At 76.1% G+C, this 22,377-nt stretch carries 18 protein-coding genes and 2 pseudogenes; 11 read left to right on the top strand and 9 right to left on the bottom strand.

Annotation, left to right across the window (positions count from 1 at the left end; translation table 11 throughout):
* The first annotated feature begins 49 nt into the window (after positions 1-49).
* The gene (locus tag GA0070558_RS16225; protein WP_091280605.1) at positions 50-1,216 is read left to right on the top strand and encodes a PucR family transcriptional regulator; all 1,167 of its coding nucleotides are present in this window, start codon (positions 50-52) and stop codon (positions 1,214-1,216) included.
* Between the two features lie 99 nt (positions 1,217-1,315).
* On the opposite strand, the gene GA0070558_RS16220 is transcribed toward GA0070558_RS16225, so the two are convergent.
* Positions 1,316-1,924 carry a TetR/AcrR family transcriptional regulator gene (locus GA0070558_RS16220; protein ID WP_091280602.1) on the bottom strand — a complete coding sequence of 203 codons (609 nt, stop codon included), beginning with the start codon at positions 1,922-1,924 and terminating at the stop codon, positions 1,316-1,318.
* Positions 1,925-1,992: 68 nt separating this feature from the next.
* Here GA0070558_RS16220 and GA0070558_RS34985 point away from each other — a divergent pair.
* Positions 1,993-2,485 (top strand): annotated as a pseudogene (locus GA0070558_RS34985) (FBP domain-containing protein).
* 107 nt (positions 2,486-2,592) lie between these two features.
* Here GA0070558_RS34985 and GA0070558_RS16210 read toward each other — a convergent pair.
* Positions 2,593-3,063: a hypothetical protein gene (locus GA0070558_RS16210; protein WP_091280598.1), complete on the bottom strand. Its 471-nt coding sequence runs from the start codon at positions 3,061-3,063 to the stop codon at positions 2,593-2,595.
* A 101-nt stretch (positions 3,064-3,164) separates the two neighbouring features.
* On the opposite strand from GA0070558_RS16210, the gene GA0070558_RS16205 reads away from it, so the two are divergent.
* Positions 3,165-4,010 carry an alpha/beta fold hydrolase gene (locus tag GA0070558_RS16205; protein WP_091280595.1) on the top strand — a complete coding sequence of 282 codons (846 nt, stop codon included), beginning with the start codon at positions 3,165-3,167 and terminating at the stop codon, positions 4,008-4,010.
* Here GA0070558_RS16205 and crcB read toward each other — a convergent pair.
* The 3 genes from crcB to GA0070558_RS16190 form a co-directional block, all read right to left on the bottom strand.
* Complete coding sequence (gene crcB, locus GA0070558_RS16200; protein WP_043968868.1) at positions 4,007-4,369, bottom strand: fluoride efflux transporter CrcB; 363 nt, start codon at positions 4,367-4,369, stop codon at positions 4,007-4,009. The two genes, GA0070558_RS16205 and crcB, sit on opposite strands and share 4 nt — an antisense overlap.
* Complete coding sequence (locus GA0070558_RS16195) at positions 4,366-4,902, bottom strand: FluC/FEX family fluoride channel (RefSeq protein ID WP_091280593.1); 537 nt, start codon at positions 4,900-4,902, stop codon at positions 4,366-4,368. Before GA0070558_RS16195 ends, crcB begins: the two co-directional genes overlap by 4 nt.
* A 156-nt stretch (positions 4,903-5,058) precedes the next feature.
* A complete protein-coding gene (locus GA0070558_RS16190) occupies positions 5,059-5,751 on the bottom strand; it encodes a class I SAM-dependent methyltransferase (protein ID WP_141722226.1) in 693 nt (230 codons plus the stop codon).
* Positions 5,752-6,112: 361 nt separating this feature from the next.
* Between GA0070558_RS16190 and GA0070558_RS16185 the strand changes: the two genes are divergently transcribed.
* Together GA0070558_RS16185 and GA0070558_RS16180 are read left to right on the top strand one after the other, a co-directional pair.
* Entirely contained in the window at positions 6,113-6,469 is a 357-nt protein-coding gene (locus GA0070558_RS16185; protein ID WP_091280587.1) for a hypothetical protein, read from the top strand.
* A gap of 87 nt (positions 6,470-6,556) precedes the next feature.
* Positions 6,557-7,525, top strand: coding sequence for a zinc-binding dehydrogenase (locus tag GA0070558_RS16180; protein ID WP_091280584.1), 969 nt, complete (start codon positions 6,557-6,559; stop codon positions 7,523-7,525).
* Positions 7,526-7,632: 107 nt separating this feature from the next.
* Here GA0070558_RS16180 and GA0070558_RS16175 read toward each other — a convergent pair whose 3' ends face one another.
* Entirely contained in the window at positions 7,633-8,754 is a 1,122-nt protein-coding gene (locus tag GA0070558_RS16175; protein WP_141722223.1) for a hypothetical protein, read from the bottom strand.
* 193 nt (positions 8,755-8,947) lie between these two features.
* On the opposite strand from GA0070558_RS16175, the gene GA0070558_RS16170 reads away from it, so the two are divergent.
* Positions 8,948-10,054: a nucleotide disphospho-sugar-binding domain-containing protein gene (locus GA0070558_RS16170; RefSeq protein ID WP_091280575.1), complete on the top strand. Its 1,107-nt coding sequence runs from the start codon at positions 8,948-8,950 to the stop codon at positions 10,052-10,054.
* Positions 10,055-10,818: 764 nt separating this feature from the next.
* Here GA0070558_RS16170 and GA0070558_RS16165 read toward each other — a convergent pair.
* Positions 10,819-11,934, bottom strand: a pseudogene (locus GA0070558_RS16165) (adenylate/guanylate cyclase domain-containing protein); the annotation flags it as partial.
* A 194-nt stretch (positions 11,935-12,128) separates the two neighbouring features.
* On the opposite strand from GA0070558_RS16165, the gene GA0070558_RS16160 reads away from it, so the two are divergent.
* The 5 genes from GA0070558_RS16160 (at position 12,129) to GA0070558_RS16140 (ending at position 20,688) form a co-directional block, all read left to right on the top strand.
* Positions 12,129-15,050 carry a helix-turn-helix transcriptional regulator gene (locus GA0070558_RS16160; protein WP_091280572.1) on the top strand — a complete coding sequence of 974 codons (2,922 nt, stop codon included), beginning with the start codon at positions 12,129-12,131 and terminating at the stop codon, positions 15,048-15,050.
* A 135-nt stretch (positions 15,051-15,185) separates the two neighbouring features.
* Positions 15,186-15,956, top strand: a complete 771-nt coding sequence (locus GA0070558_RS16155; protein WP_043968872.1) for a DUF5995 family protein — start codon at positions 15,186-15,188, stop codon at positions 15,954-15,956.
* Between the two features lie 101 nt (positions 15,957-16,057).
* On the top strand, positions 16,058-16,807 hold the full coding sequence (locus GA0070558_RS16150) for a phosphotransferase enzyme family protein (protein WP_176734230.1): 750 nt from the start codon (positions 16,058-16,060) through the stop codon (positions 16,805-16,807).
* Positions 16,808-16,901: 94 nt separating this feature from the next.
* Positions 16,902-18,950 carry an APC family permease gene (locus GA0070558_RS16145; protein WP_091280569.1) on the top strand — a complete coding sequence of 683 codons (2,049 nt, stop codon included), beginning with the start codon at positions 16,902-16,904 and terminating at the stop codon, positions 18,948-18,950.
* 187 nt (positions 18,951-19,137) lie between these two features.
* Entirely contained in the window at positions 19,138-20,688 is a 1,551-nt protein-coding gene (locus GA0070558_RS16140; protein ID WP_091280566.1) for a right-handed parallel beta-helix repeat-containing protein, read from the top strand.
* A 170-nt stretch (positions 20,689-20,858) separates the two neighbouring features.
* On the opposite strand, the gene GA0070558_RS16135 is transcribed toward GA0070558_RS16140, so the two are convergent.
* The gene (locus tag GA0070558_RS16135) at positions 20,859-21,068 is read right to left on the bottom strand and encodes a hypothetical protein (protein ID WP_043968875.1); all 210 of its coding nucleotides are present in this window, start codon (positions 21,066-21,068) and stop codon (positions 20,859-20,861) included.
* Between the two features lie 203 nt (positions 21,069-21,271).
* The gene (locus GA0070558_RS34980) at positions 21,272-22,366 is read right to left on the bottom strand and encodes a helix-hairpin-helix domain-containing protein (protein ID WP_091280563.1); all 1,095 of its coding nucleotides are present in this window, start codon (positions 22,364-22,366) and stop codon (positions 21,272-21,274) included.
* Positions 22,367-22,377: the final 11 nt, after the last annotated feature.

The raw sequence follows: 22,377 nt of genomic DNA, 5'->3' as shown, positions 1-22,377 counted from the left end.
GGACGCGAGAATCGGGCCCTCGATTGTCACCGCGTGACAAAATCGCGGGATGACCGCCCCCGCCACGCCCTGGCAGCGGCTCCCCGCCGACCTGTCCGCCGCGATGCGACCCCACCTGCCCGCCACCGTCGGGGCGGTCGCCGCGGCGGTCACCGAGGCCACCCCGGCCTTCGCCGCCATCTCCGACGCCAAGTTCGCCCGGGACGTGCGCACCGCCGTGCAGGTCGCCTTCGAGCGCTTCGTCGACCTCGTCGGCACCGCCGAGCCCGCCCTGCCGCCGCGCGTGCGGGACGTGTTCGTCGCGCTCGGCGCGGGCGAGGCGCGCGAGGACCGCGGGCCGGAGGCGCTGCTGGCGGCGCAACGGACGGCGGCGCGGCTGATGCTGCGCACCGCGTCGGAGTCGCTGGCCCGGCTGCGCCCCGTCGACACCGCGGAGCTGATCGACCTGTCCGACGCGATCACCGCGTACGTCGACGAGTTGGCCGCCGCGAGCACCGACGGCTACGCCCTGCAACTGCGCGAGCAGGCCGGGGAGGGCGACCGGCGGCGTCGGCAGCTCGCCGAGCTGCTGCTGCGCGGCGACGGCCTGCCCGCCGCCGTCGGGGCCGCCGCCGCCCGGATCGGCTGGCCGCACCTCGACGAGGTGGTGCCGGTGCTGCTTCCGCTGGAGCAGGCCCGCGACGCCCGGTTCCGCTACGGCGCGGACGGCCTCGTGGTCGAACGCGGACGCGACGCCGTGCTGCTGCTGCGGGCCGGCCCGCGCTCCGCCCGACCGCAGCTCGCCGAGGCCCTCGCGGGGCGCGGGGCGGTGGTGGGGCCGACCCTGGGCTGGGCGCAGGTGCCGGCGGCCCTCCGGCTCGCCGAGCTGACCGCCGGACCGGCCGGGCCCGACCCGGGGCCGGTCTTCGTCGACGACCACCTGATCGCGCTGACCCTACGCGGGGAGGCCGGCGCGCTGGCCGTGCTCACCGCCCGCCGGCTGGCGCCCCTGGCGCACCTGCGCCCGGCGCAGCGGGAGAGCCTGCTGGCCACCCTGCACAGCTGGCTGCGGCACTGGGGCTCGCGCGCCGAGGTGGCCACGGAGCTGTACGTGCACCCGCAGACCGTCAGCTACCGCATCCGACGCCTGCGCGAGCTGTACGGCGACGACCTGACCGACCCGACCGCCCGCACGGAACTCCTCCTGGTCCTGTCCGCCCGCCCCACCCCACCCTGATCCACCAGCCCCTGCCCCCCACCCGCGTCGCCCCGCCCCGCGTCGGTGATCAAGAGGAAAGTGTCAAGGGTGATCTCGACGGTGACGCAAACCTCTTGATCACCGGGGGGTGGGCGGGGGCGGTGGGGCGGGGCGGGGGTCGGGTGGGGGCCAGGTGTGTAGGAGGGCGTCGAGGGCGTCCAGGATGCGGGTCCAGGTCTCCTGCGTGTCGGGGGCGCTGTGGTCGAACCCGCCTGCCAGCTCCAGGCTGACGTAGCCGTGGAAGACGCTGCCCAACAGGCGCACGGCGTGCGTCTGGTCGGGCTCGGTCAGGTCGTACCCGCGCAGGATCGACCGGATCATCCGCGCGTGCCGGACGCCGGCGCTGGCGGCGGCCGTGGCCGGGTCGAGCCGGAGCTGGGCGGCGGCGTAGCGGCCCGGGTGCTCCCGGGCGTAGTCGCGGTAGACGTTCGCCAGGGCGGTCAGCGCGTCCCTGCCGGACCGCCCGGCCAGGGCGTCGGCGGCGCGGGTGGCGAGCTCGTCGAGGGCGAGCAGGGCGATCCGGGTCCGGAGGTCCTGGGAGTTTCGCAGGTGCGAGTAGAGGCTGGCGACCGTGACGCCGAACCGCCTGGCGACCGCCGAGACGGTCACCTGCTCGAAGCCGACCTCGTCGGCCAGCTCGGCCCCGGCCAGGGCCAGGCGTTCTGCGGTGAGTCCGGCGCGGACCATGGTCCTCCTCGTTGCTTAAACTCATTAAGCGTTTGCCTAAAGGTTTTAGGCAGCCTAGCGTGCCGGCCATGGAGCCACTGACCGAACAACAGATCCGCGCCGCGTTCGTCAACTGCACCAAGGGCGAGTCGAAGCGCCTCTCCGTGCCGCGTGACCTGGCCGAACGCCCCTGGAGCGACCTGGACTACCTCGGCTGGCGGGACCCGCAGGCCCCGGACCGCGCCTACCTCGCCACCGCCCTCGACGGCCGCCCGACGGCCCTCGCACTGCGCCTGCCCCAGCCCCACCGCCGCGCAGCGACCGCGCGGCATGTGCTCGATCTGCCTCACCACCCCGGCCGGCGGCGTCTCTCTCATGGTCGCGCGCCGGGCGGGCAAGCCCGGACAGCAGGGCAACACCGTGGGCACGTACATCTGCAGCGACCTCGCCTGTTCCCTGTACGTGCGCGGCAGGAAGGACGCGGGGCCCGGCGCACGCCTCCAGGAGTCGATCACTTTGGAGGAGAAGATCCAGCGGACCGTGGCCCACCTCGCCGCGTTCGTCGCCAAGGTGACCGCGTGACCGGGCGACCGGCGTGATCCGCGCCGGCAGCGGGGCGACCACTCGACCGCACTCCGGCGAGCCGTGACATCGGGCGGGAAAAGCCCGGACGACGCTGCCCCAGGCCGTCAGGGGATCGAGAAGAGACGGTCAGCGGGGTCGACGGTGGCGGGCAGCGTCCCGCCAGGCACGAGGGCTGGGTCGACGGGGTGGTTCACGTCCGCCTCGAACGGGGCGAACCCGGGCCCGCTGATGCGCAGGCGGAGCGTCAGCCCCGGGTCTTCTCCGTCCACGCGGTCCGCCACGGTGAGAACCTCCGCCGTCGCGGCGACACCCGCGGCGGACAGTTGACGCGCGTCGCGTCGCGACCGGGCGACCACCCGCAAGCCGAAGACACCGAAGCCGACGCAGACAATCGTCATGAACACGTCACCGGCGAGCATGCCCCAGAAGTCCTTGGGCGACGGTGGCGGGTCCATCGTCAGGCCGGCGACGAGCAGGGCCGGCCCGGGCAGGCAGATGGCGAGGAACACCAGCCGGCACAACAGCGCGCCGATCGGACCGATGCGGGCTTCGGCTTGCCGGGGCGTGCTCGTCACCTGCTCATCCTAGTTGGTCTCCCGCGCCATGATCGCCCCCGGCCGAACCGTAGGCCGGTAACCCCGTGGACGGTGAACCGGCCATCCGGGAGGGTGGGGTTGTGGAACACCAGATCACCGTCGCGCCCGGCGTCCGGCTGTGGGCCGAGGAACGCGGCGACCCGCGCGCACCGGCACTGCTGCTCGTCATGGGTGCGAACGCCTCGGGCCTGACCTGGCCGGAAGCCCTCCTGGACGCGCTGGCCCGCCGGCACCGGGTCGTGCGTTACGACCACCGCGACACCGGGCGGTCGACGTGGTCCTTCGACGAGGACCCCTACCCGCTCACCGCGCTCGCCGCCGACGCCGTACGGGTCCTCGACGCCCTGGGGATCGACCGTGCCCACGTGATCGGCATGTCGCTGGGCGGCACGCTGACGCAACTGCTGCTGCTCGACCACCCGGAACGCGTGGCGACGGCCACCCTCGTCGGCACCACCCCCCTCGACGGTGGCCCGGCCGACGGGCCCGGGATCGCCCCCGAGCTGCTGGCGCTGTGGGAGACCATGCTCGAACCACGGGACCGCGACGCCGAACTGGCCTGGCGCGTGCGGCACTGGCGCGTCCTCAACGGCGGCGAGTCGCCCTTCGACGCCGAGGAGTTCCGGCGTCGGGAGGAGCGCATCATGGCGCACGCGGGGCGGCACGAGAACCCGGCCGCGCACGCCCGCGCGGACCAGGGTGGCCTCGACCGCGCCGGCGAGATGGCGGCGGTCACCACCCCCGTCCTCGTGGTCGACTCCCCGGCCGACCCGGTCGCCGGCACCGCCTCCGCGCGGCACCTCGCGACGCTGCTGGGCAACGCCCGGCTCGTCACCGTCCCCGGGCTCGGCCATGCCCTGCCGGAGGCGATCGCGCCCCGGCTGGCCGAGGTGATCCTCGACCACACGACCTCCCCCGGGAGCTAGCCGACCAGCGCGCGGGTCGCCGCGTAACCCAGCGTCGCCGCGCCCAGCCCGGCGGCGACGCTGGTCAGCGCGTTCACCAGCGCGAGCAGGCGGGAGCCGTCGCGGGCCAGGCGCAGCGTCTCGTACCCGAAGGTGGAGTAGGTCGTGAGCGCGCCGCAGAAGCCGGTGCCGAGCAGCGCGCTCACCGCCGGACCCACCGGCGCGGCGACCAGGGCGCCGAGCACCAGCGAGCCGACCACGTTCACGGTCAGGGTGCCCCAGGGGAACGGCGAGGCGTGCCGGGACTGCACGGCCCGGTCGGTGAGGTAACGCAGCGGCGCCCCGACGGCCGCGCCGAGGGCGATCAGCAGGACCGTCACGACGGCCCGCCGTCGGCCCGTGCCCCGTCGGCGCCCGGGCGCCCCGTCGCCGTCTCGCCCTCTCGCGCGCCGGTCGCGCGGCCGAGCAGCCGGCCGGCGGCGTCGCCGACCCAGACCGCGGCGACCGCCCCCAGCAGGGTGGCGGCGAGGTACGCCAGCGCGGTGCCCGCCGCACCGGCGGCCGCAGCCTGCCGCACGTCCACCACGTACGTGGAGAAGGTGGTGTAGCCGCCGAGCACGCCCACGCCCAGGAACGGTCGGGTGAGCGGCGGGACGCGGCCGGTGGTGACCACCGCCATCAGGGCGCCGATCAGCAGGCATCCGGACACGTTGACGCCGAACGTCGCCCAGCCGAACCCGGTCGGCGGGTGTGGGAACGCCGCCTGGACACCCGCCCGGGCGAGCGCGCCGAGCACGCCCCCGGCCGCGATGACGCCGAGCACGACCGCCGGGTGGGCGCGCAGTTCGCCCCGGTCGGCCGGCACCCGCAGGTCGACGTCGGGGTCGACCCGGCGCGGGGTCGGTTCTGTCACCCTCGCCCTCCCGCCAGCCGCCTGGGCGTACGAGCGCGAGCCTACCCCCGCCGCCCCGCCGGAGGGCCCCTTGATCGTCTGCGGGAAACGGAGAGTTCGGCCGGTGTGTCGTCTCCTTTCCGCGCAGACGATCAAGGGGCGGCGCGGGGTGGCGCGTCAGTGCAGGGCGGCCACCGCGGCGTCCGCGCCGCCCCGCCACAGCGTGCCGGCCTCGGTGAAGCCGGCGGCGGTCAGCGCGCCGAGGTGCCAGGAGACCGGCGGGTTCCACTCGGGGCTGTGCCCGGTCGGGTAGATCTCGTGGCGGCGTCGCACCAGCGGGCCCAGCACCGGGTCGGCGCCGGCCCGTGCCCACCAGTCGGACCAGGACAGGGCCGCGCCCGCGGCGTACCGGGCGGCGCGTCGCTCCCGGGCCCGGGCCGTCAACCGGTCGGTCAGCGTCGGCAGCGCGTCGTCGGGCATCCGGTCGGCGTTGACGAACAGCCCGCCCGGGCGCAGCAGGTCGCGCAGCTCGCCGTAGAGCTCGGTGAGGCGCTCGGCGGGCAGCCAGTGCAGGGCGGTGGCGGTGAGCACGGCGTCGTAGTCGCGGTGCGGCAGCCGGCCGGGCCAGTCGGGACGGGCCAGGTCGGCGGCGAGCACGACGGCCCGGTCGCCCAGCGACGCGCGGGCCAGGGCGAGCAGGGCCGGGTCGAGGTCGACCAGGGTGACCCGGGCCCGGGGGAAGCGGGCCAGGGCGCGCAGCGTGATCGTGCCGGTGCCACCGGCGAGGTCGAGCAGACGGGGTGAGTCCGTGTCGACCACGGCCTCGACGGCGTCGAGCATGGCGGCGAGGCGTTCCTCCCGGTCCGGCATGAACCCCTCCTGCTGCCGGTCCCAGCTCTCCTGCCAGGCCGCCGCCGTCGCGGCGAGCCCGGAAACGGCGGGGTCGGAAACGGCGAGCCCGGAATCGGCGGGGTCGGGGTCGGAGGGGCCGGCGGAACCCGCGGTGATCGTCGCGGGGCGCCCGGCGGCCGCCTCGGCCGCACTCTCGCTGATGTAAGGAGTCATGCGCATCAGGCTAGTTACGCCGTCGGTCGGCGTCCAGGCCTTGTTGCCAACTATTGGCAACAAGGGGGGAGTGTTGTTCGCGGCCTCCGTCCCTTTTCAGCACGGTTTCGATCGGTTCGGGCGGGGCGCATCACGGGTGAGATCGACTACCGAGAGGGGGATCGTGATGGCGGAGACCAGCACGCCGACCGGCACGCGCCCGTCCGTCAGCGCCGACACCGGGGGTGGCCGCAGTCGCGGACCGGCGGCCGGCCCACCGTTCCGTAAGCCGCGATGGCCCAGGGCGTACGCCTTCGCGCTGGTCACCGGCGCGCTCTTCCGGCTCGTCGTGCAGCGCAACGAGGCGAGCCAGCACGGCCAGGCGTTCGCCTGGTCCGAGTTCCTCCAGCTGATCTGGCAGGCCGCCGGGCTGGCCCTCTTCTACTACTGGGGCTCGTCCCAGCCGCGGGAGTCCGACGACCGGATCGAGGCCAAGCTGGACGCGCTGCTGCGCGAACGCAACCTGGACCCGGAGAACCCGTGACCCGGCCCACCCCGCGCGCCGGTTGACCTCAACCCCGCTTCACCTCCGACGCTGTGCGCACACGGTCGAGCGACACGGAGGTGCGGGATGCGAGTGGTCGAGGTGGCCCGGTTCGGCGGGCCGGAGGTGCTGACCCTGACGGAGGACCCCGACCCGTCGCCCGGGCCGGGCGAGGTGGTCGTCGATACGGCGTACGCCAACGTGCTCTGGATCGACACGGCGATCCGCGCGGGCCGGGCCGGGCAGTGGTTCCCGGTCCGGCCCCCGTACCGCCCCGGGTCGGGGGTTTCCGGCACGGTGAGCGCGGTGGGGCCCGGCGTCGATCCGGCCTGGGCCGGCCGGCGGGTGGTCGCCCGGACCGGAGCGGTCGGCGGCTACCTGGACCGGGCCCCGGTGCCGGTCGACGACGTCCTCGCCGTGCCTGCGGCGGTGTCGCTGCGGGACGCCGCGGCCCTGCTCACCGACGGCGCCACCGCGTTCGCCGTGCTCGACCTGGCCGGCGTGCGCCCCGGCGACCGGGTGCTGGTCACCGCCGCCGCCGGGGGAGCGGGCGCGCTGCTGGTCCAGGCGGCGCGGGCCGCGGGCGCCCGGGTGGTCGCGGCGGCGCGGGGGACGGCCAAGGGGGACGCGCTGCGTCGCCTCGGCGTCACCGACGTGGTGGACTACTCCGCCCCGGACTGGACCGACCGGGTACGCGCCCTCCTCGGCGGCGTCGACGTGCTCCTCGACGGTGCCGGCGGCGCGTACGGCCGGGCCGCGCACGACCTGGTGGCACCGGGCGGACGGGTCTGCGCGTACGGCGCGCCGGCCGGCGGCTTCGCCGTCCCCGAACCCGCCTCGGCCCGCGCCCGGGGCATCGTGGTCACCGGCATCGGGGCCCTGCAGGCGGCCGGGCCGCAGACCAGGCGGGCGCACCTGCTGGCCGCCCTGGACGCCGTCGCGGCCGGCCGGGTGACGCCGCTGGTGGGGCGGACGTTCCCGCTGGACCGCGCCGCCGACGCGCACCGCGCCGTCGAGGGCCGGGCGGCGGTCGGCAAGACCCTGCTCACCCCGTGAGCGGGACCGCCGGGCGAACCGCCGCGCTGCCCCGCGTCCCGACCGGCCGGGACGGTTGGGACGGGCGGGTCGGGCGGGTCGGGCGGGACGGGCGGCGGCCGGGTAGGTCACCGCCTGCCGAGCGGAACCGCCTGGGCCGGGACCGCCGGCGTCGCCGCCGCCGGGACCGGCGCGGGCCCGGCGGGCCCGGCGGGGCGGGCGGCCAGGCCGCCGAGCAGGGCACCCAGCAGCGTGGCGAGGACGACGACGCCGCCGGTCACCTCCGGCGTCCAGCGGACCCCGGCGGCCAGGGCGAGGCCGGTCAGGTGCCCGGCGACCAGCAGCCCGCCGAGCAGCGCCCCGGCCAGCGGCAGCCGCAGCGGCGCGGCCGGGCCGCGTACCGCGTCGAGCCGCCAGAGCAGCGCGTCGGCGAGGGCCGCCCCGCCCAGTGCCCCCAGCGCGGCCCACGTCTGCGTCGCCGGGAATTCGTGCATCACCAGGTCGTACAGCGCCACCCCGGCGACCAGGGCGGCGCCCGTCCCGACGGTCGCGTGCCGCCGGTGGACCAGCAGGAACGGTCCGACCAGCAGCAGCGTCGTGAGCAGGTACGCGTCGACGCCGAGCACCGCCTGCTGCTGGGCGCCCAGGCCGATCGTCCGGGTCGGGGCGAGGGTGAGGAACGCCGACGCGTAGGTGAGCAGGATCGACGGTGCCATCGCGCCGAGCACGAGCGACGCGACGCCCGTGACCGATCGCGCGCCGCCCTCTCCGCCGGCCCACCACGAACGCAGGGGACTGGTCACCAGCAGCACCGCAGAGGCGTCGAGCAGCAGGTGGCTCGGGCTGAACGCGGCGTCGAGGCCGACCTCCACTCCCAGCGTCTCGTGCCAGGCCAGGTCAGCCAGCCCGGCGAGCAGGAAGGTCACCGCCGCGATCGCACCCACCCGGTAGCCGGCGGGCCAGCCGTCCCGCCACCACCGGGGCGCGCCGCCGCGCCGCCGGTACGCCAGCCAGAACGTCCACGCCGCCGTGGCGACGAAGCCCGCGTAGAGCAGCCCGTGCCACGGGGTGAAGAAGCCCTCGATGGTCTCGATGATGTTGGTGTGCGCCCAGCCGTCGGACATCGCCCCGGCGGTGAGCACCGCGCCGGACAGGACGGTGACGAGGTCCTCCCGGCGGGTGGCGGGTGGCACACCGGGGGAGGTGACTGCGGACGGTGAGGTGTCGTGGCGGACTCCGCTGCTGGTCATCGGCGGTCCTCTCGGGAGAAGGCAACTCAGCGTCATTGTGCGGCTCCCGTGGGCGACGGCCCGGGACCGGCGGCCGTTCGCGTCGGGCGCGTCGCGCCACCGTCCACATGTTGGGACGCTGGCGCGTCGGCGGTGGCCCGCCGCCCGGACTCGCGGCCCCCACCGCCGCCCGGCGGCCGCCTACCATCGGCGGATGCGCGTCCTGGTGGTCTCCGCGCCGTTGATCGGGCACGTCTTCCCGCTGCTGCCGCTGGCCCTCGCGCTGCGCGACGCCGGTCACGAGGTGCTCGTCGCCACGGGCGCCGAGGGGATGGCCGCCGCCCGCAGCGGCCTGCCGGTGCGCGACGTCGTGCCGGGCTTCGACTTCGGCCGGATCGCCCGGTCGGTGCTGCTGCGCCATCCGCTGGTCGGCCGCGCCGAGGTCGCCGGCACGGCCGGCACCCGGGGCGCCGCGCTGCTCTTCGGGCAGGTCAACGACGAGCTGGCCGACGGCCTCGTGGCGCTCGCGGAAAGCTGGCGGCCCGATCTGGTGCTCTACGAGCCCTTCGCGGTGGCCGGCGCGCTCGCCGCCGCCCGGCTCGACGTCCCCGCCGGACGCCACGAGAACTCCCTGTTCGACGGCCGGGAGCTGGTCCGGGTGACCACCACCCGGCTGGCCGGGGCACTGCGCCGGCACGGCCTCGCCGGGCTGCCGCCCCCCGTCGCCGCCCTGGCCATCGCCCCGCCCAGCGTGGCCACCCAGGACGGCTGGCCGCTGCGCCACGTCGCCTGGTCCGGCGGCGGGGAGCTGCCGCGCTGGCTCGCCGAGCCCGGCCCCCGGCCCCGCGTGCTGGTCACCCGCAGCACGATCGCCGGCCCGGTCGGCGCCGGCCTCATGCGCGCAGTGCTGGCCGCCGCCGGCCGGGTGGACGCCGAGTTCGTCCTGGTCCGGCCCGGTTTCCGGCGGGCCCGGCGACTGCCGGCCAACGTCCGGGCGGTGGGCTGGATCCCGCTGGCGGCCGCCCTGCCGGCGAGCGCGGCGCTGGTGCACCACGGCGGGTCGGGCAGCGCGTACGGTGCGCTCGTCGCCGGCATCCCGCAGTTGGCGACCGCGGGGCCGGGGGACCGTCGGCACAACGCCGGGCTCATCGCCGCCCGGGGGGCCGGCCTCGCCGTCCCGGCCCGACGGATCACCGCCGAACTGCTCACCCGGCTGCTCACCGACCCGGCGCTGGCCGGGGCAGCCCGCGAGGTCAGCGGCGAGATCGCCGCCATGCCGGCACCGGCGGACCTGGTGTCCCGGCTGGAGACGCTGCGCTGATCCCGGGCCCGGCCCGGCCGGGTGCTGCCCCAGCCCTGCCCCCGACCCCCGGGTGGCCGCAGGCTGCCGTCGGGTGACCGGTCGCCCGGGCCCGGGTGCGCCGGCCGGGCCGGTGCCGTCGGCCGCAGCCGCGCCGGGGCCGGGTGCGTCGTCAGCCGCACCGGTGCCGTCGCGCCGGCGCGACGGACGACGGCTGCCAGGACCGTCCGGGGCAGCCGGTCGCGCGCCACCCGACGCAGCGCCGGGTCGGCGACGTCGTACCCGCCCCGCGTCGCGCGGCGCAGCAGCCCGCGCGCGGTGAGCCGGCACATGGTCCGGTCGGCGTCACCCGCCGGCCAGCCGAGGGCCCGGTCGACCGCCGCGGCGGCGACCCCCGGGCCCAGCGCGGCGGCGACCATCAGCGCGGCCCGTTCCCGGCCGTCGCAGGCGTCCAGGCCGGCCGCAGCGGCCGCGAGCACCGGCTGCGGCGGCTGCGCCGGGTCCAGGTCGTCGGCCAGGTGCCGCACGTACGCCTCGGCGCGCCCCGGCAACCCGGCGACCAGCGGCAGCAGCCGGGTCGCCAGGGTCGCCGGCCGCCCGGCCCGGACCAGCAGGCGGCGCAGCAACCGCCCGGTCTCCACCGCCGCCAGCGGGGGCAGCGGCACCTCGTCGTGCCTGCCCTCGGGGCCGGGGCGGTCGCCGCTCCACTGCGGACGCCGCGTCGTCACCACCGCCAGCGGCACCCGCCGGGTGACGGCCGCCGCGAACAGGGCGCGCAGGAACCGGTCCGTCGCCGGCGCGGCCCGGTCGGCGTCGTCGACCGCCAGCACGACGGGCTGCCGGTCGGCCAGGCGCAGCAGCACCCGCTGCCACACCGCCGCGCCGACCGGCGACGCCCCGTCGAGCAGCCCCTCCAAGGCGACCACCGTGGACAGCGCCCGCCCCGCAGGGACCACGCCGTCGAGCGCCGCCAGCAGCCGTCGGCGTACGGTCGCCGGCGTCTCGTCGGCGCGCAGGCCCGCGAACGCGCGCAGCAGGTCGGCGACGGGCTCCAACGGCCCCTCGGCGCGCGGCGGGCAGGCGGCGGCGTACCAGCGCACCGGCGCGCCGTCGACGGTCGCGACCGCGCGGCGCAGCTCGTGCAGCACCCGGCTCCGGCCGCTGCCGGCCGCGCCGACCAGCGACACCCAGCGCGGGTCGCGCTCGCGGGCGGCCCGGACCACCCGGTCCCGGGCGGCGGCGAGCTGCCGGCGGCGGCCGACCAGCCAGCCGTGATGGCGGACCGGCTCGGGACGGGCGGCCCCGACGGCGAGCGCCACGTCCATGGGCAGCGACTTGCCGGCGACGGCCAGCGGGCCCAGTGCCCGGTTGACGATCACCCCGGCGGTGGCGCGGCGGGTGGCCGCGCAGACCACGACGCCGCCGGGCGGGGCGTGTTCCTGGAGGCGGGCAGCGGCGGTGATCACCGCGCCGCTGGCCATGCCGTGCGCGCCGTCGCGGATGGCCGCGACGTCCACCAGCGCCTCGCCGGTGGCGACACCGACCCGCGTGCGCAGGGCCGCCACGCCGGGCAGGGCCCGCCCGTCCAGGGCGCGCTGGATCTCCAACCCGGCCCGCACCGCCCGGTACGCGTCGTGGCCGTCGGACTCGCGGGCCCCGAACAGGGCCATCACGGCGTCGCCGACGTACTTCTCGACCACACCGCCCCAGCGGGCCAGCACCCCGACGACGGTGTCGAAGTAGGCGCTCTGCAGGGCCCGGACCTCCTCCGGGTCGAGCCGGTCGATCAGCGCGGTCGAGCCGACGATGTCGGCGAAGAGCACGCTGACCGTTCGTCGTTCCTCGGGCACCGGCCAGTCGGCCGGCGTCGACGACTGGGTTCCCGTGACGATCGTGGACATGGGCATCGCACCGCCTTTCCCCCCGCTTGGTGCCTGACGACCTCAGGAGACTCCCACCACCGGTCCGACGGGGGATCGGCAGAACGACGTATGTCGGCCTACCGCAACCTTTAGTCGCAATGTCGACGCGAGGCGTACCAGTGGGGGCGAAGACCCGTAGAACGGTCCGGGGACCTGTGACTAGGCTGCGAACCATGGCCAGCGATGTGGACCTCGCACCACTCGTCGGCCGTGCCGACCACCTCGCGACGCTGCGGTCCGCGCTGCTCGACGGCGTGGGTCCGGGGCAGACGGCGGCGGTGTTCGTCACGGGCGAGAGCGGCGTGGGCAAGACCCGGCTGCTGCGCGAGGCGGGCGACCGGTTCCGCGCCGGGGGCGCGCTCGTGCTCACCGGCACGTGCCTCGACATCGGCGACTCGTCTCCCCTGCATCCGTTGCTGCAGGCGTTGCGGCGCTTCGACGCCGAGCTGACGGCCTCGCACGCACGGACGTCGTCGGCGGTGCGCGGGCTGTTGCAGATGTTCGCCGCCGAGACCGCCGGCCCGGACGGGGCGGGCGCCCTGCTGGAGCGGGTCTCCCGGGGGCTGCACCTGGTCGCGCAGGGGCGGCCGTTGGTGCTGGTGCTCGACGATCTGCAGTGGGTCGACCGCAGCACCCGGCAGTTGCTGCTCTATCTGCTGGCCGGGCTCGGTGACCTGCAGTTGTCGGTGTTGGCGGCGGTGCGGGCCGAGTCGTTGCAGGGCGCGCACCCGCTGCGGCGGGTGCTGACCGAGCTGCGTCGCCTGCGGTCGGTGCGGGTGGTCGACCTCGCCCCGCTGGACCGGGCGGGCACCGAGCAGTTGGCCGCGGCGGTGCTGGGCGGGCCGCTGGGCGCGGAGGCGGCGGAGTCGCTGTGGCAGCGCAGCGGCGGGAACCCGTTCGTGGTGGAGGAGCTGGCGCGGGATCTGCGCGAGGGGCGCGACGGGCTGTCGGAGACGCTGCGGGAGGTGTTCCTGGCCCGGGTGGACGCGTTGCCGCAGGCCGCGCACGCGGTGGTGCACGCGGTGGCCGCCGGGGTGGAGCCGGTGGCGCACTGGCTGTTGGCGGAGGTGACCCGGCTGCCGGAGGGGGAGCTGATCGAGGCGGTGCGGGCGGCGGTGGCGCACCGGTTGCTGGTGGGCGACGACGACGGCTACCGGCTGCGGCACCGGTTGGTGGCGGAGGTGCTCGCCCACGAGCTGCTGCCCGCGGAGCGGTCGGCGCTGCACCGCCGCTACGCGGAGGCGCTGACGACGGCGCCGGCGGAGTTGCACCAGGCGCGGCTGGCGCACCACTGGCGGTTGGCGGGGGAGCCGGCGCGGGCGCTGCCGGCGGCGGTCGCGGCGGCGCAGGAGGCCGAGCGGCTGCACGGCTACGCCGAGGCGCACCGCCACTGGTCGGTCGCCCTGCAACTGGCCGGCCCGCCGGCCGCCGGGGTCGCCCCGGCCGGCGGCGGGCTCACCGCCGACCGGGCGGAGCTGCTGCGCCACGCCGCCGAGGCGGCGCACCACTGCGGCGAGCACGCCCGCGCGCTGTCCCTGCTGGAGGAGCTGGCCGACGCCGAGGACGCGCCCCCGGCCTGCGCGTTGCACATCCGGCGGGCCCGCTACCTGGCTGCCGCCGGCCGGTCCGCGCCCGCCGAGGCGGAGTACCGGCGGGCCCTGGCCGCCGCCGACTGCACCTCGCGGGAGCGGGCCACCGCCGCCGCGCACCTGGCCGAGCTGCTGCTGCACCTGGGCCGCTACGCCGACGCCGGCGACCGGGCCCGGGAGGCCCTGGAGCTGGCCGCGCAGGTGGAGGGGTCCGTCTCCGAGGTGGTGCTGGCCAGCATGGCGCTGGGCTTCAGCGAGGCCTACCTGGAGGACCCGGACGCCGGGCTGGCCGTCATGCGGGAGGCCCTCGACACCGCCGAGCGGGCCGGCCGGCCCGAGGACGTGGCGTGCGCGTACCTGCACCTGGCGGAGCTGCTGACCGGGCCGCTGAACATCCTGGAGGAGGGGGTGGTGGTGGCCCGCCGGGGCGCCGAGCGGGTCGCCGAGCTGGGCCTGGGCCGCACGTACGAAACCCGGCTGCTGGCCATCGCCACGAACGGGCTGTTCCGGGTGGGGCAGTGGGCGGAGGCGGAGAAGGTGGTCGCGGCGGCGCTGCGGCACCGCCCGTCCGGCGCGGACGCCGTCGAGCTGCTGCTGGCCCGCTGCCGGCTCTGGGTCGGGTACGGCGACATCGCCGCCGCCGACCGCGACCTGGAGGCCGTGGCCACCGTGCTGGCCGGCGGCGGCGCCCGGCACGTCATCCCGCTGCTGACCCTGCGCGCCGGGCTGGCCATGTGGCAGGGCCGGCACGACCTGGCCCGGCAGGCGGTGCAGCGCGGCCTCACCGAGGTCCGCTCCGACGATGTCGGCATCCTCGCCGCCCTGGTCTGGCACGGGCTGCGCGCCGAGGCCGAGGCGCACGCCGCCCGCGCGAGCGTCGACACCACGGCGGTGCGCCGGCTGCGCGAGGTGGCCGAGCGGGTGGCCCGCAAGAGCGAACACGCCGCCCGGCCGGTGCGCGACGTCGTCGACGGGTTCCTGGCGCTGTGCGAGGCCGAGGTCAGCCGCCTCGACGGCAGCGACCCGCAGCTGTGGGCCCGGTCGGTCACCGAGTGGGACCGCCGCCACCACCCCTACCCGGCGGCATATTCGCGGCTGCGGCAGGCCGAGGCGCTGCTGGCCCGCCGCAGCCGCACGGCCACCGCCGGCAAGCTGCTGCGCGAGGCGTACCAGGTGGCGCAGGGGCTCGGCGCGGAACCACTGAGCACCGAGATCCGCACCCTGGCGACCCGGGCCCGGGTGACCCTGGAGGAGCGGGGCGCGTCGGCCGAGGGGCGCCCGGTGACCGGGGCCGAGCCGTCCGGCGACGAGCTGACGATGCTGACGGCCCGGGAACGCGAGGTGCTCGCCGCCGTGGCCGAGGGGCTGACCAACAAGGAGATCGGCCAGCGGCTGTTCATCAGCGAACGCACCATCGGCGTGCACGTGTCGCACATCTTCGACAAGCTCCAGGTGCGCACCCGCGTGCAGGCCAGCGCGATCTTCCTGCGTAACCGTCCGGATTAGATCCGCCACGACGTACGCCCGTCGCCCGCTTATACGTCGTTCTACTGATCCGCCGCACGGACCACGGCTGAGAGGCTGTGCCCCGACGCCGCGGCACGGGAATGGCGCGGCGCGCAGGGGGGAGGACGGATGGGGATGGGCGAACCGGTCTGGGGCCCGGTGCACCAGGACATCGTGGGGCTGCTCGCCGACCACCCGGCGGACGTGCCGGCGGTGGTCGACCACCTCACCAAGCTCCAGGACCTGCTGGTGCGGCTGCCCCCGCTGGAGCGCAGCTGCCCCCTGGCGGACTTCAACGAGCTGTACCTGACCATCACCACCAGCGTGCTGAACGGCCTGTACGACGACCGCTTCGCCGACCCGGTCTTCCTGGCCCGGCTCGACGTGGAGTTCGCCGCCCGCTACTTCGACGCGCTGCGCTACTGGACGGAGTCCAGCCCGGCCACCCCCCGGGCCTGGGCCTGCCTGTTCCGGCGGATGCGTGGCCCGGACGCCCGGCCGCTGCCGTCGGCCGCCGCCGGCGTGAACGCCCACATCAACTTCGATCTGCCGTTCGCGCTGGTGACCACGTTCGACAGCCTGGAGTCCGAGCCGGTCGACGGCACCGACCAGCACCGCGACTACCTGGAGATCAACCAGATCTTCGCCGAGCGGATCCCGGAGCTGCGACGCGGCTACCTGGACAACTGGCAGCTCATGATCGACATGCTCAACGGCGACATCGACGACTGGTACCAGGGCGAACTGGTCGAGTACACCCGCAACGTGGCGTGGCGCAACGCCCAGAAGATCTGGCGCTGCCGGCACGATCCGGAGGCCCGCGAGTGTGAGCGCGTACGGCTGGACGACAACGCCGCCGCGCTCGGTCGGCTGCTGCTCTCGCCCCTCGGGGCGTTCCTGCAGTAGCCGGGTACGGGGGGTCCCCGCGCTACCGGGGGGGAAGCGCGGGGACACCCCCTGTCCGTAACGAGGTGGCCCGGTGGTGGGCCGGCCGGCAGGATGGCGGGGTGAGCAACCACGAGGAGCCGCTGCCCGGCAACGCCACCGCCGGGGTGGTGCGGGTGGGCGACACCGTCCGCCGGCCGGCCGGCCCGTGGACCGACACCGTCGACGCCCTGCTGGCCCACCTGCACGACGCGGGGTTTCCCGGCGCGCCCCGCCCGCTGGGCCGCGACGACCGGGGCCGCCAGGTGCTGGAGTACGTGCCCGGCGCGGCCGGCGACGTCACCGGCACGTACACCCCGGGGGAGCTGGCCGGGATCGGGGCGCTCCTGGCCGACCTGCACCGCGCGGTGGCCGGCTTCGTGCCGCCGCAGCCGGCGGGGTGGCAGCGGGTGATCCCGCCGGACCGCGAGGATCTCGTCTGCCACCACGATGCCGCGCCGTGGAACCTGATCCGCTCGCCCCGGGGCTGGGTCCTGATCGACTGGGACTGTGCCGGGCCCGGGTCGCGGCCGTGGGAGCTGGCGTACGCGGCGCAGAGCATGGCCGGGATGCGGGCGGACCGGCCGGTGCCCGAGTCGGCGGCGCGGCTGCGGGCCCTCGTCGACGGCTACGGCCTCGAGGGCCCGGAGCGGGCCGAGCTGCCCCGGATGCTCGGTCGACGGGCCCGCGCCATGTGTGACCTGCTCGAGGCCGGTGCCCGGGAGGGCCGGCAGCCATGGGCGCGGATCTGGGTGGACGACGGACCCTACTGGCGGGCCACCGCCGACTACCTCGACGCCCACGTGGCCGCCTGGTCCGCCGCGCTGAGCTGACCGGCCACGGGCCGGCCCGACCTTCCTCGCCGGTTCGGGCGGAGCGGGCGTCGGGTTGCGCCTACGGTCGGTGCAGGGCGTGGAGGGGGCGCGCATGGCGCAGCGGCGGGACGGCGGGCAGCCGAGGCGGACCCGGGGCCACCGGCGTGCGGCGGCCCCGGGCGACCCGGTGGTGGTCCCGGCCTGCGTCGACCGGGCGACCCGCCCCCAGCAGCCCGCCGGCCGGTTCGGCCGCTGGCTGTTCCAGCACCGGGTGCCGCCGGTCGGTCCGGAGACCGGGGAGGCCCAGGGCCGGGCGCATCCCTGGTGGCAGGTGATGTGCCTGACCGGGGTGGACTACTTCTCCACCCTGTCGTACCTGCCCGGCATCGCCGCGCTGGCGGCCGGGGCGCTCTCCCCGGTGGCGACGTTGCTGATCGTGGCGCTGACCCTGTTCGGGATGCTGCCGATGTACCGGCGGGTGGCCCGGGAGAGCCCGCACGGGCAGGGCTCGGTGGCGATGCTGGAGCGGCTGTTGCCGTTCTGGCGGGGCAAGGTCTTCGTCCTCGTCCTGCTCGGCTTCGTGGCCACCTCGTGGATCATCACGATCACGCTGTCCGCCGCCGACGCCACCGTCCACCTGCTGGAGAACCCGTACCTGCCGGCGTCGTTCCCGCGCGGCACCCTCGCCGCGGTGGCGGTGACCGTGGTGCTGCTGCTGGTCCTCGGCGGGGTGTTCCTGCTCGGGTTCCGCGAGGCGGTGACGGTGGCGGTGCCCCTGGTGGTGGTCTTCCTGGGGCTGAACGCGGTGATCGTCGCGGCGGGCGTGGCGGCGATCGTCGCGGATCCGGCGACCCTGGGTGACTGGACCGCCGCGCTGACGGCCGGCGGCGGCGGGGTCGCCGGCCTGGTCGGCCCGGCGGTGCTGGCGTTCCCGCTGCTGGTCCTGGGCCTGTCCGGTTTCGAGACCGGGGTGAGCATGATGCCGCTGGTGCGCGGTGACGGCCCGGACGCCGAGCGTCGGCTCGCCGCCCGGATCCGCAACACGCGCCGGCTGCTCACCGCCGCCGCGCTGATCATGTCGGTGTACCTGGTGGCCACGACCCTCGTCACCACCGTGCTGATCCCCGCGCGGGAGTTCCGGCCGGGCGGGGCGGCCAACGGCCGGGCGCTGGCCTGGCTGGCGCACGAGCGGCTCGGCGAGGCGTTCGGCACGGCCTACGACGTCAGCAGCGTGCTGATCCTCTGGTTCGCCGGCGCCTCGGCGATGGCCGGGCTGATCAACATCGTGCCCCGCTACCTGCCCTCGTACGGGATGGCGCCCGAGTGGGGCCGGGCGGTACGCCCCGTGGTGATCGTCTACACGCTGATCAGCATCGTGATCACCGTGGCCTTCCGCGCGGACGTCAACGCCCAGGCCGGCGCGTACGCGACCGGGATCCTGGCGATGATGGTCTCCGCCGCGGTGGCGGTGACGATAGCGACGGCCCGCGCCCGCCACCGGTTCGCGGCGGTCGGCTTCGCCGTGCTCACCGTCGTCCTGCTCTACGCCCTCACGGAGAACGTGGTCGCCAAGCCGGACGGCATCGCCATCTCCGGCCTGTTCATCGCGGGCATCATCGGCGTCTCGCTGATCTCCCGGGTCACCCGCACCACGGAGCTGCGCGCCGACCGGATCGAGTTCGACGACGCCGCCCGCCGGTTCGTCGCCGAGTCCGTCGCCCACGACGGGCGGCTGCACCTGATCGCCAACAAGCGCGACAGCGGGGCGGTGAAGGAGTACACGGTCAAGGAGCGCGCGCAGCGCGGCATGAACCCGGTCCCGGGCGCCGCCGACGTGCTCTTCCTGGAGGTCGACGTGGTCGACCCGTCGGAGTTCAGCCGGGTGCTGCGGGTGCACGGGGTGGAGGTCGGCGGCTATCGGGTGCTGCGGGCGGCCAGCCCGGCCGTGCCGAACGCGATCGCCGCGATCCTGCTCGCGCTGCGCGACGCCACCGGGGTCCGCCCGCACGCGCACTTCGAGTGGTCCGAGGGCAACCCCATCGCCCACCTGCTGCGCTATCTGATCCTCGGGCGCGGCGACACCCCGCCGGTGGTGCGGGAGATCATCCGCAAGTCGGAGCGGGACCCGTCGCGCCGCCCCGGCATCCACGTCGGCGGCTGAGCGGCGGGGGACCTCCCCGGGGCCGACTGAATCACCCTCTCGACGTGAATCGTACGTTTATTCACGTACGCCTGACTTGCCCGTTTCCTCTCCGTATCGTGACCTTCGGTGGCCCCCGCGAGGTACGCCACCCGGCGCCCCGTTCCGGTGCCGCCGCGTCATTTCGTGCAGGAGAGGCAGGACCGTGATGTTCACGTACCAGGGCAACCGGCGAGCGACGCCCAGCAGGCGGCGGTCCCGGTGGTTCTTAGCCGGCGGCGTGGTGGCCGGCAGCCTGGTGGTCGGTGCGGCCGGTGTCACCGGCGTCGCCGCCCTGGCCGCCGACCGCGCTCCCGGCGTCACCGACCAGGGGCAGCAGGCGGCGGCCGTGCGCGACGACGGCCCCGACGGGGGGCGGTGGACCGACGAGGGCGCCCCGGGCGGTCCCCGCCGGCCCGAGAGCAGGACGGACGGGGCGGCCGCCCCGGAGGGCAAGCCGGACGGGCCGGGCACGCGCCGGCCGCCGCTGCTCACCGTGCCCTGCGACTCGGCCCGGCTCGTCGCCGCGCTCGTGCAGGCCAACGCGGAGGGCGGGGCGACGGTGCGGCTCGCGCCGAAGTGCACCTACACGCTCAGCCACGCCTTCCAGCAGCCCGACGAGTACGACGGCGGCATCCGCGACGCCCGGGAGGCCGCCGACGCCGCCGAGACCCCCGGGGACGCCGAACTGCCGCCGCGCCAGCCGGGCGACGACAACACCGGCCTGCCGGTGATCTACCAGGCGATCACCGTCGAGGGTTCCGGGGCGACCATCGCCCGGGGCGAGAACGCCGAGACCTTCCGCTTCTTCACGGTGCGCGACGGCGGCGAGCTGACACTGCGCGACGTCACCCTGCGCAACGGCCGGTCCACCTCGGAGGGGGGCAGCGTCCACGTCGTGCACGGGGCCACGGCCGTCCTCGAACGCACCACGGTCGTCGGCAGCACGTCCGTCTCGCCGAAGGAGGGCGGCGGCGGGGTCTTCAACGACGGCAACATGGTGGTCCGCGAGAGCCGGTTCGTCGGCAACTCGGCCGCCGGCGCCGAGGGCAAGGGCGGCGGCATGCTCAACGGCGGTGTGCTGACCATGACGAAGACCGAGTTCCGCGACAACAGCGCCAACGGCTACGGCGGTGGGCTCGCCAACTACCGGGGCGCGGCCGACGTCGCCACCACCATCCTCGCGCACAACATCGCCGGGCAGGGCGGCGGCCTGGCCAGCTTCTCGGCCCGGACGAAGGTCGAGGACACCCGGGTCGTGGACAACACCGCCAAGATCGGCGGCGGCATCGCCAACTCCGACGCGGTGCTGGTCCTGCGTGGCCTGGTCGTGCAGGGCAACACCGCCAGCGGCAACGGCGGGGGCATCTCCAGCGTCCAGGGCCTGCTGCCGATGGACGACAGCGTCGTCAGCGGCAACCACGCCCGGGGCAACGGCGGCGGCATCTTCGCCGACCGCTCCAACACGCTGGTACGCACCAGCGAGGTGAGCGGCAACGCCGCGGTCGGCGCGAAGTCCACCGGCGGCGGCATCTACACCGTCGCCGGGCAGCTCTCGCTGTTCAAGAGCAAGGTGGTCGACAACAGCGCGACCCTGCCCCCGGGTGGGATCTTCGCCGACCGGGCCCAGGTCAGGATCGACGACGCCAGCGTCGTCATCGAGAACCGGCCCACCAACTGCGTGGGCAGCAAGGTCACGATCGCCCACTGCTTCCGCTGACCCACGCTCTCGGCTCGCCCCGCTCGACGCGGTCGGCGCGCACCGCTGCAGATCTTAGACGGTTCGGATTCGCTCGTGACGGCAACTGTCCACGAAGCTCGCAGCAGACGCGAAGCGAAAGCGGCCCGCCCCCGGAAAGGGGGCGGGCCGCTCGTGCCGTGCCGCTCGTCCTACTTGGAGGGCTCGGGAAGCTCGCAGTCGACCTTCGGGTTGGCGCCGATGTAGTTCAACGGCCCGGCGACGATGGTCACCAGGATGGTGCCCGCCTCGGCGCAGTTCGTGTCGTCGCCGTTGTAGTAGCCCCGCTGTCCAGCGGCGATGGCGCCGATGACCAGCCAGATGACAAGGATGATTCCCAGAATCGACGGGCCGCGCCGCATGGCTTCCTCCCGGGTAGTGGTGTTTTCGAGGTGAGCCCGATGTACCCAACCGCCACTAGCGGCTAAACGGCCGCTGCCCCGTCCGTGCAGGTGCGGACAGGGCAGCGATGTCGGCGGCACGAGGGGGTCCCGGTGTCACCCGGAGCGTGGCCCGCAACCCGCTGGCCAGCCCCGACTGGTGCTACGCCTTCGGGGCGGCCCCGTCAGGCGTCGGCGCCACCCGCCGGGAGCACCCGGTCGGCCTCGGCCGGCGCGCCGGCGAGGACCTTCGCCTGCTGGGGCCACGTGGCCAGGCTGGGCGCGGCCCGCAGGCCGGCGGCGCGGATCGTCTCCCGCAGGGCCGCCTCGTCGAGGTCGGCGAGTTGCCGGTAGGTGCGGATGCCGGCGTCCTGGAGCGCAGCGGCCATCTTCGGGCCGATGCCCTGGATGCGACGGAAGTCGTCGGCCGACCCGGTGGTCGCCGCCCCGGCGGCGACCGGCGCGGGCTCGGGCTCGACCGGGGCGTCCTGCGCCTCGGAGCCGTCGGCGGTCGGCGGCAGGGCGTCGTCGACCGGGGTACGCGGCGCGGGGACGACGGGCGTGGCGGCTCCGGCTCCGGGCTCCGACACGGGCTCGGCCACGGGCTCGGCCGGCAGGACGGGCTCGGCCGGCGCGCTCTCGGCCACCGGCGGGACCGGCGCGGTCTCCACCGGCTCGACGGCCCCGGCCACCGGCTCGGCGTCGGCGGTCTCCGCCGCCGGCTCGGCGGGCGTCACGGCGACGGGCTCCGGATCCGTGGCGGGCTCCGGCTCGGCGGGGGTCGCGGCGACGGGCTCGGGCTCCGTGGCGGGCTCCGGCTCGGTAGGCGTCACGGCGACGGGCTCGGTGGGGGTCGTGTCCGTCGGCTCGGCCGGGGTCGTGGCGACCGGCTCGGGCTCCGTCACCGTCGCCGGCTCCGGGGCGTCGGCGGTGGTGTGGGCGTCGGCGGAGGAGACAGGGGCGGTGGCGGTGAAGGCGGCCGGGTCGGCGTCGCCGAGGACCCCGCCGGTCGGGGTGGGGGAGGCGGTGTCCGGGGTCGGCTGGTCGAGGACGGCGACCGGGGCCGACGCCGGCGCGACGGTCGCCTCCGGCCGCTGCTCGTCGACGGTGGCCTCGGGGGCGGGGCTGGACACCACCGCCACACCGGCGACCGGGTCACCCTCCACGATGGGCGTCGCGCCGGAGGGCGTCTCCTGCCGGCCACGCAGCGCCCATCCGGCCGCCGCACCCACCAGCAGTGCCAGGATCACGATCAGCCATTGCCCGAAACTCGACGGCACGTCGAACCTCC

The organism is Micromonospora haikouensis (assembly GCF_900091595.1).
Taxonomy (GTDB): domain Bacteria; phylum Actinomycetota; class Actinomycetes; order Mycobacteriales; family Micromonosporaceae; genus Micromonospora; species Micromonospora haikouensis.
The sequence above is the reverse complement of the archived record's forward strand: the minus strand, read 5'-3'. Positions and strand labels throughout refer to the sequence as shown.